We start from the raw sequence: 12,708 nt of genomic DNA, 5'->3' as shown, positions 1-12,708 counted from the left end.
GTGGGGGTGGGCCAGGCAATGTTGATGTTGGCTGGGCCGGCCTCATCGCGAGCAGGCTCGCTCCCACAGAGGCTTGAGTGACATCGGATATTTCATGCACTACAAAACCCATGTGGGAGCGAGCCTGCTCGCGATGGGGCCGGCCCTGGCCCCACAGAACCCACGGGAATTGCCCGGAGAACCGCAATGACTGATACCCCCCTGTCCCCCGCCGAGTTCGAAGCGGCCCTGCGTGCCAAGGGCGCGTATTACCACATCCACCACCCGTATCACGTGGCGATGTATGAAGGCCGTGCCACTCGCGAGCAGATCCAGGGCTGGGTCGCGAACCGCTTCTACTATCAAGTGAATATCCCCCTCAAGGACGCCGCGATCCTGGCCAACTGCCCGGACCGGGAAATCCGTCGCGAGTGGATCCAGCGCCTGCTCGACCATGATGGCGCGCCCGGCGAAGACGGCGGCATCGAAGCCTGGCTACGGCTAGGCCAGGCGGTGGGCCTGGATCCCGATCAACTGCGCTCCCAGGAGCTGGTGTTGCCGGGGGTACGCTTCGCGGTGGACGCCTATGTCAACTTCGCTCGCCGGGCCAGTTGGCAAGAGGCCGCCAGCAGCTCGCTGACCGAACTGTTCGCTCCACAAATCCACCAGTCGCGCCTGGACAGCTGGCCCCAGCATTACCCGTGGATCGACCCGGCCGGCTATGAATACTTTCGCACCCGCCTGGGGCAGGCCCGCCGTGACGTGGAACATGGCCTGGCGATTACCTTGCAGCATTACACCACCCGCGCGGGCCAGGAGCGCATGCTGGAGATTCTCCAGTTCAAACTGGACATCCTCTGGAGCATGCTCGACGCGATGAGCATGGCCTACGAATTGAACCGCCCGCCCTACCACAGCGTGACCGGACAACGGGTTTGGCACAAAGGAATCCCTTTATGAGTTTCGACCGCAGCAAAACCCCTCGCTGGCGCCCCGGCTATCGCTTCCAGTACGAACCGGCGCAGAAAGGTCATGTGTTGCTCTATCCTGAAGGCATGATCAAGCTCAACGACAGCGCTGCGCTGATCGGCGGCCTGATCGACGGTGTGCGTGACGTCGCAGCCATCATCGACGAGCTGGCCAAGCAGTTTCCCGACGTGCCCGAACTCGGTGATGACATCGAGCAATTCATGGAGGTCGCCCGTGCAGAGCACTGGATCGAACTTGCCTGACCAGCCAGCGATCGGCTTGCCGCTGTGGTTGCTGGCGGAGCTGACCTATCGTTGCCCGCTGCAATGCCCCTACTGCTCCAACCCGCTGGACTTTGCCGAGCAGGGCAAGGAACTGAGCACCGAGCAGTGGTTCAAGGTCTTTCGCGAAGCCAGGGAAATGGGCGCCGCGCAGCTGGGCTTTTCCGGTGGCGAACCGCTGGTGCGCCAAGACCTCGCCGAACTGATCGGCGAGGCGCGCAAGCTGGGTTTCTACACCAACCTGATCACCTCCGGCATCGGTTTGACCGAACAGAAAATCAGCGACTTCAAGAAGGCCGGCCTGGATCATATCCAGATCAGTTTCCAGGCCAGCGACGAGCAGGTGAACAACCTGCTGGCCGGCTCGAAGAAAGCCTTCACACAGAAACTGGAAATGGCCCGGGCGGTGAAGGCCCACGGCTACCCGATGGTGCTCAACTTCGTCACCCATCGGCACAACATCGACAAGATCGACCACATCATCGAGCTGTGCATAGCCCTTGAGGCCGATTTCGTCGAACTCGCCACCTGCCAGTTCTACGGCTGGGCGCAGCTCAACCGAGTGGGGCTGCTGCCTACCCGGGAGCAACTGGTACGTGCCGAACGCATCACCAACGAGTATCGCGCCAGGCTCGAAGCCCAGGGGCATCCGTGCAAGCTGATCTTCGTCACCCCGGATTACTATGAAGAACGTCCCAAGGCCTGCATGAACGGCTGGGGCAGCCTTTTCCTGACGGTAACGCCGGACGGTACCGCATTGCCTTGTCACGGCGCCCGACAGCTGCCGGTGCAATTCCCCAACGTGCGCGACCACAGCATGCAGCACATCTGGTACGACTCCTTCGGTTTCAACCGCTTCCGCGGTTATGACTGGATGCCCGAGCCGTGCCGCTCCTGCGATGAAAAGGAACAGGACTTCGGCGGTTGTCGCTGCCAGGCGTTCATGCTCACGGGCGACGCCAGCAACGCCGACCCGGTATGCAGCAAATCCGAACATCACGGGGTAATCCTCAAGGCCCGGGAAGAAGCCGAGCACGCCACCCAGACCATCGAGCAACTGGCCTTCCGCAATGAACGAAACTCGCACCTCATCGCCAAAAGCTGACCCCTTCAGCGCCGCCCAGGCCGTTGCGGCGGGGATCGACTTCGCCGAGTTGCAGCTCGGCCCACGGGGCCTGTTCTGGAACGAATATCGCCCGGAAGACGGGGCCTGCCGGATCTGGCAATGGCAAGACGCCAAGGCCCGCTGCCTGACCCCGGAGGGCTTCAGCGCGCGCAGCCGGGTCTATGAATATGGCGGCGGATCGTTCTGCCTGGGTGATAACGGCGTGCTGTTCGTCAACGACACGGACCAGCAGCTGTACCACCAACTGTTGAGCGGCGAGACGCCCGTGGCGCTGACGTCGGGCGACTGTCGATACGGCGATCTCGGTTTTGCCGCCGGCCAGGTATTGGCAGTGGAGGAACAGGCCAAGCGGCATCGCCTGGTCTCGATCGGCCTGGCAGATCGGCAGCGGCATTTATTGGCCGAAGGCGCTGACTTCTATGCCGCGCCGACTATGAGCCCCAACGGCCAGCGGCTGGCCTGGATCGAGTGGAGCCGTCCGCATCAGCCGTGGACGGCCACGCGATTGATGCTGGCCGAGCGTACCGCTTCCGGTTGGGGTGAACCACGCTGCGTGGCGGGCAACGCTGAAGAGGAATCCATCCAACAGCCGCGTTTCGATCATGCCAGCCGCTTGTACTGCCTGAGCGATCGCGGCGGCTACTGGCAGCCGTGGGTTGAGTCGAACGACGGCTTGCAACCGTTGCCCTGCGCTGAAGCCGATCACGCTCCCGCACCTTGGCAACTCGGTGGTTGTACCTGGCTGCCGTTGGATGGCACGACATACCTGGCAAGCTGGACCGAAGCGGGTTCCGGGCGGCTTGGCCTGTGCCGCGGGGACGCTGGGCAGGAAGATTTCACCGGCGTCTACACCCGCTTTCGCAGCCTGGCGCTGGACGAGCGGTTCATTTACGCCATCGTCGCATCACCGGTCAGCCCATCCGCAGTCATCGCGATTGAACGCAACAGCCACGACACACAGGTCCTGGCCGGCGGCGTCGCGCCTCTGCCCGTCGAACAGATCAGCCGCCCGCAGACCCTGCACTATCCGTCGACCTCGGGCATGGCCCATGGATTCTTTTACCCAGCCATGGGAGCGGAAACCAAGCCGCCACTGGTTGTATTCATTCATGGCGGCCCCACCTCGGCCTGTTATCCCCTGTTCGATCCGCGCATCCAGTACTGGACTCAGCGCGGCTTTGCCGTCGCGGACCTGAATTACCGTGGCAGCAGCGGCTATGGCCGGACCTATCGGCAAGCGCTGCATTTGAACTGGGGCGTGGTAGACGTCGAGGATGCCTGCGCGGTGGTTGGCTATCTGGATAAACAAGGCCTGATCGATGGCCGCTGTGCATTCATTCGCGGCGGCAGTGCCGGTGGCTACACGACCCTCTGCGCCCTGGCGTTTCACGATGTATTTCGTGCCGGCGCCAGCCTTTATGGTGTCAGCGACCCGGTCGCCCTGGGCCGCGCCACGCACAAGTTTGAAAGCGATTACCTGGATTGGTTGATCGGCGACCCGCAACGGGACGTCGAGCGTTACCGCGCCCGTACTCCATTGCTGCATGCCGACCAGATCCGCGCACCGGTGATTTTCTTTCAGGGCGAACTGGACGCCGTGGTCGTGCCACAGCAAACCCGCGACATGGTCAGGGCGCTGGAGGACAATGGCGTGACGGTCGAAGCGCATTACTACCCGGATGAGCGCCACGGCTTTCGCAAGGCGGCGAACCAGGCCCATGCGCTGGAGCATGAGTGGTTGTTCTATCGGAAGGTGATGGAGCTGTAAGGAAATTAAGAACCTGTGGGAGCGAGCTTGCTCGCGATAGCGGTGGATCAATCGACATCTATGTTGGATGACAGACAGCTATCGCGAGCAGGCTCGCTCCCGCATGGGTTTTGCTGCAATGCTCAGCGCTTGGCGATGATGTACACCGCATGGACGATGCCGGGGATGTAACCCAACAATGTCAGCAGAATATTCAACCAGAAAGCCCCGCCGAAGCCGACTTGCAGGAACACGCCCAGCGGCGGCAACAGAATGGCGATGATGATGCGAATGAAATCCATGATGGGCTCCTGATGGACGATGGCTACATTGCCACATAGCTCATTGACCCGTGACCGCTCGTCAGGGTTCAAACCATCAGTGATGAGTGCGAAGCCTGGCAGGAACAAAAAACGCAGGCAAAAGAAAACCCCGCCGAAGCGGGGCTTTGCAGACTGTTTCCCTGATATCCCTTTCACTCCGCCATCCTGGCGGAATCCTACGTGTCCGTGTTGTTGCTCTGCGCATCCTGCGCGACGTCCATGTGAAGTAGATTAGCCTTGGATCCAATTGACCGATAGAGGGAAATCGGCATCACGTAATGTAAGCATTTGCTTACATTACGCTGTTTTCAGAACTGCGCTGCATCCAGCAGGAACAGCGACTCACTACCTGCCTTCACCGAAGCGCTCAAGGAATGGATTCGCGGCAGCAGGCGGGCGAAATAGAACCGCGCAGTCCCCAGTTTGCTGGCGTAGAAGTCATCCTGGCTTTCCTTGCCCAGCGCCGCCTTGGCCATCAACGCCCACATATAGGCGTAGGCGGTATAACCAAACGCCTGCAGGTACTCCACCGAAGCCGCGCCGATTTCGTTCGGGTTGCTTTTCGCCCGGTCCAGCACCCAGTCGGTCAGCTCATCCAAGGTACCGATGGCATCATTCAATGGCTTGGTGAACTCGGCCAGATCGCTGCTCGCGGTGGCGGTGAAGTGGCGGATTTCGTCGGCGAACAGCTTGTAGAACGCGCCGCCACTGCCGACGATCTTGCGCCCTACCAAGTCCAGCGCCTGGATACCGTTGGTGCCTTCGTAGATCTGGGTGATGCGCACATCACGCACCAACTGCTCCTGGCCCCACTCGCGAATGTAACCGTGGCCGCCGAAAATCTGCTGGCCATGCACGGTGGTTTCCAGGCCCAGATCCGTCAGGAACGCCTTCGCCACTGGCGTCAGCAACGCAACCAGGTCTTCGGCACGCTTGCGGGTGGCCGGATCTTCGCTGAACTTGGCGGTGTCCAGTTGCATCGCCACATAGGTGGAAAATGCCCGGCCGCCTTCGTTCGAGGCTTTCATGGTCAGCAACATCCGCCGCACATCGGGGTGGACGATGATCGGGTCAGCGACTTTGTCCTTGTTCTGCGCGCCGGTAGGCGAACGGCTCTGCAAGCGATCACGGGCGTATTCGATAGCGTTCTGGTAGGAGCGCTCACCGGACGCCAAACCTTGGATACCAACACCCAGGCGTTCGTAATTCATCATGGTGAACATCGCCGCCAGGCCTTTATTCGGCTCGCCGACCAGATAACCGACGGCTTCGTCGAAGTTCATCACGCAGGTGGCAGACGCCTGGATGCCCATCTTGTGTTCGATCGACCCGCAATTGGCGGCGTTGCGCGCACCCAGGCTGCCGTCGGCGTTGACCATGAACTTGGGTACCAGGAACAGCGAAATACCTTTCGGGCCGGCCGGCGCATCCGGCAATTTTGCCAGCACCAGATGAATGATGTTCTCGGTGAGATCGTGTTCGCCGCCGGTGATGAAGATCTTGGTACCACTGACCTTGTAGGAGCCGTCGGCCTGGGGTTCGGCCTTGGTGCGAATGATCCCCAGATCCGTACCGGCATGGGGCTCGGTCAGGCACATGGAGCCCGCCCAGATGCCGGCGTACATGTTCGGCAGGTACGCCGCTTTCAATTCTTCGCTGGCGTGAGCATTGATCGACAGGCAAGCCCCTGCGGTCAGCATCGGGTACAGACCGAAGGACAGGCTGGCAGAGTTGACCATTTCCTCGACCTGGGCCGAAACAGCCTTGGGCATGCCCATGCCACCGTAGACAGGGTCGCCGCCAACGCCGACCCAACCACCTTCAGCGTAAGTCTGGTAGGCCTGTGGGAAACCTGCCGGCGTGGTGACGGCACCGTTCGCCCAATGGCAGCCTTCTTCGTCAGCGGCACGGCTGAGGGGCGCAATGCTTTTGCTGGTGACTTTACCGGCTTCTTCCAGAATCGCTTCGACGGTTTCAGCGTCGACGGTCTCGGCCAATGCCGGCAGTTCGGCCCAGAGCTTCGCGACCTCAAACACTTCATTGAGGACGAAGCGCATATCGCGCAGGGGCGCTTTGTAGTCAGCCATGGCAAACCTCGTAGGATCTAAACAGTTGGTCCGTGGGAAAACGGTTTTTGCAATGGTCGGAGTGTACCTCAACAACTTTTGCGACACATAGGGTCAACCCATGACTATTTTGTTATTTTTAGTCACCAGAAAAGATTGCAGCCTTCGTTAGCTCCTACATGAAAATGCGTATTCCCTGTAAGAGCTGGCGAAGCCTGCGATCCTTGTCGGCACTCCCTCTAAATCAAAGGGCAAACAGCTCGGCAGGCAAACTCATCAGACAATCACTCCCCGCCTCGATGGCGGCCCGATGGGCAGCCGTGCGCGGCAACAGGCGCTTGAAGTAGAACTCGCAGGTCGCCAGTTTGCCTCGGCAGAAATCGGCATCGCCGTTACCACTGTCAAGTTGCGCCTGGGCCACCAATGCCATGCGCAGCCACAGATAGGCCAGGATGATGTAGCCGCTGTACATCAGATAATCCACAGAAGCGGCGCCCACTTCGTCCGGATTTTTCATGGCGGCCATGCCGACCCGGGTGGTCAGTTCGCCCCACTGCCGGTTGAGCCCGTCGAGTTGTGCGACGTAGTCCTTGAGCTGTGGGTGCGCGGTATTCGTGGCGCAGAATGTGTGGACGATCCTGGTGAACCCTCGCAGCAGCTTGCCCTGGCTGCCCAGCACTTTGCGCCCTAACAAATCCAGTGCCTGGATACCGTTGGTGCCTTCATAGATCGGCGCGATGCGGCAGTCCCGCACCAACTGTTCCATCCCCCATTCGCGGATGAAGCCATGGCCGCCAAACACCTGCATGCCATGATTCGTCACCTCAAGCCCTGTCTCTGTCATGAAGGCCTTGCAGATCGGAGTGAGAAAGGCCAACAGATCCTCAGCCTCCTGACGGGCGCTTTCGGCGGCGCCCAGGTGCGCCGTGTCCAGCAGTTGCGCAGTAAAGTAGGTCAACGCCCGATTGCCTTCGTTAAAGGCTTTCATGGTCAGCAACATCCTGCGCACGTCGGGATGGACAATGATCGGGTCCGCGACTTTCTCCGGTGCCTTGGGGCCGGTAAGCGAGCGCATCTGCAAGCGGTCGTTGGCGTATCTGATCGCGCCCTGGAAGCTCGTCTCACCCAGGCACAAGCCCTGCATGCCGGTGCCGAGCCGGGCATGATTCATCATGGTGAACATGCAATTCAGACCCTTGTTGGGCTCACCGATCAGGAATCCCTTGGCGTCGTCGAAGTTCAACACGCAGGTGGCGGAAGCCTTGATGCCCATCTTGTGTTCGATCGAACCGCAGGTCACGCCATTGCGTTCTCCCGCCTCACCCGTGGCGTCAGGCAGGAACTTGGGCACGATGAACAGCGAGATGCCCTTGGTGCCGGCGGGAGCGTCCGGCAGTTTGGCCAGCACCAGGTGAACGATGTTTTCACTCATGTCGTGTTCACCGGCGGAAATGAAGATCTTGCTGCCGGAAATCCTGTAGCTGCCGTCGGCCTGGGGCGCGGCGCGGGTCTTGATGATGCCCAGGTCCGTGCCGCAATGGGCTTCGGTCAGGCACATGGTGCCGGTCCATTGGCCGGCGGTGAGCTTGCTCAGGTAAGTCTGTTTCTGCTCTTCGGTGCCGTGGGCTTGAATGGCCGACATGGCGCCGTGGGTCAGGCCCGGGTACATGCCCCAGGACGTGTTGCTGGAGGCGATCATTTCGCTGATGACCAGGCCCAGGGAACCGGGCAGGCCTTGGCCGCCATAGGCCGGATCGGCGGCCAACCCGTGCCAGCCGCCCTCCACGTACTGTGCGAAAGCCTCTTTGAAACCTGTAGGCGTGGTCACCACACCGTTGTCGAAATGACAGCCCTCTTCGTCGCCGGAACGATTGAGCGGCGCCAGTACGTTCTCACAAAAGCGTGCACCTTCCTCGAGGATCGCGTTGACCATGTCCGGACTGGCATCGCTGGCCCCCAGTTCGGCATAACGGCCATGGAAATCGAAAACGTGGTCGATCAGGAAGCGCATGTCACGCAGGGGAGCTTTGTACTCGGGCATGGTGGTTTTCTCCGGTAGCAGATCGTTCAAACCTACTGCCGGCCACCGGGGCTCACAATCACAGTCCAGACGCTGAATGCGCCGTCATCACTCAACCCGCGGCGGCTTCCATGCGCACCGCGCCACGGCGGTTCTGACCAAAGGCAACCACACAGTTGCGTCCGGCGCCCTTGGCGTTATAGAGGGCCTGGTCGGCGGACTTGAGGACTTCTTCAGGCGTACGCTGCTCGAGGCGCTCCGCGACGCCAATGCTGACCGTTACCGACACGCTGGATGCACCCGCCCCGGAGCGGCGCTGGCGGCCTTGTTGGTCATCCTGGGGGCGACTGTCGGGATTGCGCAGTTGAATGACGTACGTCTCGATGGACTGGCGGATGACCTCAAGATGAGGCATACACTCATCGATGGTTTTGCCTGCAAATACCAACGCAAACTCCTCGCCACCGTAGCGATAAGCCCTACCACCGCCACCGATCTTCGACAGTTTGCTGGCCACCAGGCGCAGCACTTGGTCGCCCACGTCGTGACCGTGGGTGTCGTTGAATTTCTTGAAGTGGTCCACATCGCTCATGGCCAGCACATAGTTGCGACCCAGCCGTTGCATGCGCTCATTCAGCGCCCGCCGTCCCGGCAGGCCGGTCAGCTCATCCCGAAACGCCATCTGATAGGCCTCATGGGCAACCGCCGCAGCGATCATCAGCATCACCTGGCTGCACATGATGTTCAGGGTGAATGGCAGGATGAAGGTTTTCGGCAACATCCAGAACAGCCCCAGCACGCCCACCAATTGCGCGGCGTGCAGGGGCCGGGGATTACGCCAGTACTGCCATGACAGCAACAGGAATACGCCGATGAACACCGGATAGGACAACTGGATCAGGCTCATCCACGCACCATGCAACGCCGGCCAGCGGATCTCCGAAAGCCACAGCAACAAGGCTTGGGGAAAGCTCTGCTCCAAGGCCAGGGCTACACCGCCAAAAGCCAGTAGCACCGCAAAACGCGCCACCATGTCCTGGAACAGGTGGGTACGCTCTTGCCACGCCGCGAACAAGCCGAACAACAGCGGCAGCAACAGGCAGATGAGGTGGAACACCACGGCGGCGTCTTCGCGCACCCTGCCGTTGTCCCGGTAGAAATCGGTCTGGGTGTCCAACAGGAAGTAGCCGATGTACACCGTAACCATCAAGAACAGCTCGCGCTGGCGTCGGTAAACCGCGCAGTACGCGCCGCCCAACAGCAGCACCAGGGTAGGAAGAACGTTGAACAACGAGGTGAAGAAGACGTTGAGATCCTTGACGTAGGCAGCCGCAAGCCCCGCCAGCAACAGCAGCAGCGAAGGTAGGAAATGACTGAAACGTACAGCGGAAGAACGCGGCAAGGGTAAAGCTCCAACCCGGCTGATCAAAGATGGCATTGTGCCTGCTATCAGGGCAATAAGGCACGAGAGATGTGACAGATGTCACACTGCCATCGCTGTAACGGCAGGAGGAGATTTTTTCTTAGGGGCCGGTTGGATGAATATTGTTTCAGAATCACCGCGTAACCCTGTGGGAGCGAGCCTGCTCGCGATAGCGGTATATCAGACAGTATCTTTGTCGACTGACACACAGCATCGCGAGCAGGCTCGCTCCCACAAGTTTGTATGACGGCCATGAAAAAGCCGCTGCGTCCCGAAGGAGGCAGCGGCTTTGGTGACGAACCGCCTGAGGCTTAGTAACCCAGTGCGAAGTCTTCTTCTTTCATGTCCATCAGGTTATTGGCACCCGACAACATGGCAGCCACGTGGGTACGGGTACGCGGCAGGATGCGCTGGAAGTAGAAACGCGCCGTCTGCAGCTTGGCGGTATAGAAGGCTTCTTCGGTGGTGCCGGCAGCCAGTTTTTCCGCCGCCAGACGCGCCATGTCGGCCCAGAAGTAGGCCAGGCAGGCGTAGCCGGAGTACATCAGGTAGTCCACCGAGGCCGCGCCGACTTCTTCGCGGTCTTTCATGGCTGCCATGCCGACCTTCATGGTCAGCTCGCCCCACTCCTTGTTCAGCGCGGCCAACGGTCCAACGAACTCCTTGACCGCTTCGTTGCCTTCATTGCCCTGGCAGAACTTGTGGACGATCTTGGTGAAGCCCTTGAGCGCTTCGCCCTGGGTCATCAAGACTTTGCGGCCCAACAGGTCGAGAGCCTGGATGCCGGTGGTGCCTTCGTACAGCATCGAGATGCGGCTGTCGCGAACGTTCTGCTCCATGCCCCACTCGGCGATGAAGCCGTGGCCGCCATAGATCTGTACGCCGTGGTTGGCCGATTCGAAGCCGACTTCGGTCATGAACGCCTTGGCGATCGGCGTCATGAACGCCAACAGCGCATCGGCCTTTTTCTTCTCTTCTTCATCGACGCCATACTTGACGATGTCGACCTGCTTGGCAGTGAAGTAAACCATTGCCCGGTTACCTTCGGCGAAGGCCTTCATGGTCAGCAGCATGCGGCGCACGTCGGGATGCACGATGATCGGGTCGGCAGCCTTGTCCGGCGCTTTCGGGCCAGTCAGGGAGCGCATCTGCAGGCGGTCACGAGCGTACTTCAGGCCGCCCTGGAAACCGATTTCAGCGTGGGCCAGGCCTTGCAAGGCGGTGCCCAGGCGTGCGGTGTTCATGAAGGTGAACATGCAGTTCAGGCCTTTGTTCGCCGGGCCGATCAGGAAACCGGTGGCCGCGTCGAAGTTCATCACGCAGGTGGCGTTGCCGTGGATGCCCATCTTGTGTTCGATCGAACCACAGCTCACCGCGTTGCGCTGGCCGATGGTGCCGTCGGCCTCAGGCAGGAACTTGGGCACGATGAACAGCGAAATGCCCTTGGTACCGGCCGGAGCGTCCGGCAGGCGTGCCAGCACGATGTGGACGATGTTGTCGGCCATGTCGTGTTCGCCGGCCGAAATGAAGATCTTGGTGCCGGTCACCTTGTAGGAACCGTCGGCCTGTGGCTCGGCCTTGGTGCGCAGCATGCCCAGGTCGGTACCGCAGTGGGGTTCGGTCAGGCACATGGTGCCGGTCCATTCACCGGATACCAGCTTGGTCAGGTAAGCCTCTTGCTGCTCGGGCGTACCGTGCTCGGAAATGGTGTTCATCGCGCCATGGGACAGGCCCGGGTACATACCCCAGGACCAGTTGGCTTCGCCAACCATTTCGCTGACCGCCAGGCCCAGCGACTCCGGCAGGCCTTGGCCGCCATGCTCGACGTCATGGGCCAGGCTTGGCCAGCCACCTTCGACGAATTGCTTGTAGGCTTCCTTGAACCCGGTCGGGGTTTTCACACCGGACTCGCTCCACGTGCAACCTTCGGTGTCACCCACGCGGTTCAGCGGAGCCAGCACCTGCTCACAAAACTTGGCGCCTTCTTCGAGAATGGCGTCAACCATATCCGGAGTTGCGTCCTGGCAAGCCGGAAGGCTCTGATAATGCGCTTCATAGCCAAGCAGTTCGTCACGAACGAAGCGAATATCACGCAAGGGGGCCTTGTAGTCAGGCATAGCGATAACCTCTGCTGATGTAACCGGGGATGAACGACCGCGTAGATTTATTGTGACGGTCAAACAGTTGTTTGAAACATACGTTTACGCCTAAATCTTGTCAAGCGCCGATCTTTTGCCGTTCGTCATCGTCACATCGAAAAATGTCAGACAAGTGCGTCCTGCGCGCTGTACGCCCACAGCGCGTGAAGAAAAGATTAGTTGAGCGTGAAGGAGTTAGAGACGAAAACGCCGCGAATAGTCGCGGCGTTTTTGGCAAATCGGAGATTCAAGATCAAGCGAAGGTATCGATCAACGTACCCAGCATCTCATCGGATGCCTTGGCCACATTCACGCCCGCCTGTACCTGGAACTTGCCCTGGGCCATTTCAACCATGTTGCTGGCAAGGTCCGATTGCTGGCTGCGATCCACCGACCGCAGGCGATCGACCTGAACTTCGGACGACTGGCTGGTAACCGCACGCTCGATGGTGTTGTTAGCGATCTGGGAGGAGGCCTGATCGACGCGGTTCTGGCCTGTCTGAATAGTGCTCAGACCGGCATAGAATGCGGTATTTCCTGAGATTTCCATGGCAAGGCTCGTTTCTTGAAGGGTCTGACGGAGCCATTGAATCAGAAGCAATAGGAAAAGGCCCGACAAAAACACTAATGGCACAG

General features: G+C 60.1%; 10 protein-coding genes. 4 read left to right on the top strand and 6 right to left on the bottom strand.

The window, feature by feature from the left end; genetic code table 11:
* The first annotated feature begins 186 nt into the window (after positions 1-186).
* From pqqC to FBX99_RS19780, 4 genes are read left to right on the top strand one after another with little or no spacing between them, the layout of a single operon-like run.
* The gene (gene pqqC, locus FBX99_RS19795; protein ID WP_139640633.1) at positions 187-939 is read left to right on the top strand and encodes a pyrroloquinoline-quinone synthase PqqC; all 753 of its coding nucleotides are present in this window, start codon (positions 187-189) and stop codon (positions 937-939) included.
* Positions 936-1,211, top strand: a complete 276-nt coding sequence (gene pqqD, locus FBX99_RS19790) for a pyrroloquinoline quinone biosynthesis peptide chaperone PqqD (protein ID WP_144931534.1) — start codon at positions 936-938, stop codon at positions 1,209-1,211. The genes pqqC and pqqD overlap by 4 nt, the downstream gene beginning before the upstream one ends.
* On the top strand, positions 1,183-2,334 hold the full coding sequence (gene pqqE / locus FBX99_RS19785; RefSeq protein ID WP_144931532.1) for a pyrroloquinoline quinone biosynthesis protein PqqE: 1,152 nt from the start codon (positions 1,183-1,185) through the stop codon (positions 2,332-2,334). Before pqqD ends, pqqE begins: the two co-directional genes overlap by 29 nt.
* Positions 2,300-4,123 (top strand): S9 family peptidase, encoded by a 1,824-nt coding sequence (locus FBX99_RS19780; protein ID WP_145132607.1) that lies wholly within the window; start codon positions 2,300-2,302, stop codon positions 4,121-4,123. Before pqqE ends, FBX99_RS19780 begins: the two co-directional genes overlap by 35 nt.
* A gap of 122 nt (positions 4,124-4,245) precedes the next feature.
* Here FBX99_RS19780 and FBX99_RS19775 read toward each other — a convergent pair whose 3' ends face one another.
* The 6 genes from FBX99_RS19775 to FBX99_RS19750 all read right to left on the bottom strand — a co-directional run bounded on the left by FBX99_RS19775 (position 4,246) and on the right by FBX99_RS19750 (position 12,622).
* Positions 4,246-4,404: a YqaE/Pmp3 family membrane protein gene (locus tag FBX99_RS19775; protein ID WP_003177654.1), complete on the bottom strand. Its 159-nt coding sequence runs from the start codon at positions 4,402-4,404 to the stop codon at positions 4,246-4,248.
* Between the two features lie 329 nt (positions 4,405-4,733).
* A complete protein-coding gene (locus tag FBX99_RS19770; RefSeq protein ID WP_144926559.1) occupies positions 4,734-6,512 on the bottom strand; it encodes an acyl-CoA dehydrogenase C-terminal domain-containing protein in 1,779 nt (592 codons plus the stop codon).
* Between the two features lie 223 nt (positions 6,513-6,735).
* Entirely contained in the window at positions 6,736-8,532 is a 1,797-nt protein-coding gene (locus tag FBX99_RS19765; protein ID WP_144926556.1) for an acyl-CoA dehydrogenase C-terminal domain-containing protein, read from the bottom strand.
* 91 nt (positions 8,533-8,623) lie between these two features.
* Complete coding sequence (locus FBX99_RS19760; RefSeq protein ID WP_145132605.1) at positions 8,624-9,913, bottom strand: diguanylate cyclase; 1,290 nt, start codon at positions 9,911-9,913, stop codon at positions 8,624-8,626.
* A gap of 332 nt (positions 9,914-10,245) precedes the next feature.
* Positions 10,246-12,051, bottom strand: a complete 1,806-nt coding sequence (locus FBX99_RS19755) for a phenylacyl-CoA dehydrogenase (RefSeq protein WP_144926550.1) — start codon at positions 12,049-12,051, stop codon at positions 10,246-10,248.
* 274 nt (positions 12,052-12,325) lie between these two features.
* Positions 12,326-12,622: a pyrroloquinoline quinone biosynthesis protein PqqE gene (locus tag FBX99_RS19750; RefSeq protein WP_144926547.1), complete on the bottom strand. Its 297-nt coding sequence runs from the start codon at positions 12,620-12,622 to the stop codon at positions 12,326-12,328.
* Positions 12,623-12,708: the final 86 nt, after the last annotated feature.

Source organism: Pseudomonas sp. SJZ074, from assembly GCF_007828215.1.
Taxonomy (GTDB): domain Bacteria; phylum Pseudomonadota; class Gammaproteobacteria; order Pseudomonadales; family Pseudomonadaceae; genus Aquipseudomonas.
Note: the sequence above shows the minus strand (reverse complement) of the source record. Positions and strands in the feature narration are given on the sequence as shown.

Excerpts from the sequence above, each read along its gene's own strand:
- FBX99_RS19780 (WP_145132607.1), top strand. The coding sequence starts at position 2,300 with ATGAACGAAACTCGCACCTCATCGCCAAAAGCTGACCCCTTCAGCGCC.
- FBX99_RS19755 (WP_144926550.1), bottom strand. The coding sequence starts at position 12,051 with ATGCCTGACTACAAGGCCCCCTTGCGTGATATTCGCTTCGTTCGTGAC.
- FBX99_RS19770 (WP_144926559.1), bottom strand. The coding sequence starts at position 6,512 with ATGGCTGACTACAAAGCGCCCCTGCGCGATATGCGCTTCGTCCTCAAT.
- FBX99_RS19765 (WP_144926556.1), bottom strand. The coding sequence starts at position 8,532 with ATGCCCGAGTACAAAGCTCCCCTGCGTGACATGCGCTTCCTGATCGAC.
- FBX99_RS19775 (WP_003177654.1), bottom strand. The coding sequence starts at position 4,404 with ATGGATTTCATTCGCATCATCATCGCCATTCTGTTGCCGCCGCTGGGC.
- FBX99_RS19750 (WP_144926547.1), bottom strand. The coding sequence starts at position 12,622 with ATGGAAATCTCAGGAAATACCGCATTCTATGCCGGTCTGAGCACTATT.
- pqqC (WP_139640633.1), top strand. The coding sequence starts at position 187 with ATGACTGATACCCCCCTGTCCCCCGCCGAGTTCGAAGCGGCCCTGCGT.
- pqqD (WP_144931534.1), top strand. The coding sequence starts at position 936 with ATGAGTTTCGACCGCAGCAAAACCCCTCGCTGGCGCCCCGGCTATCGC.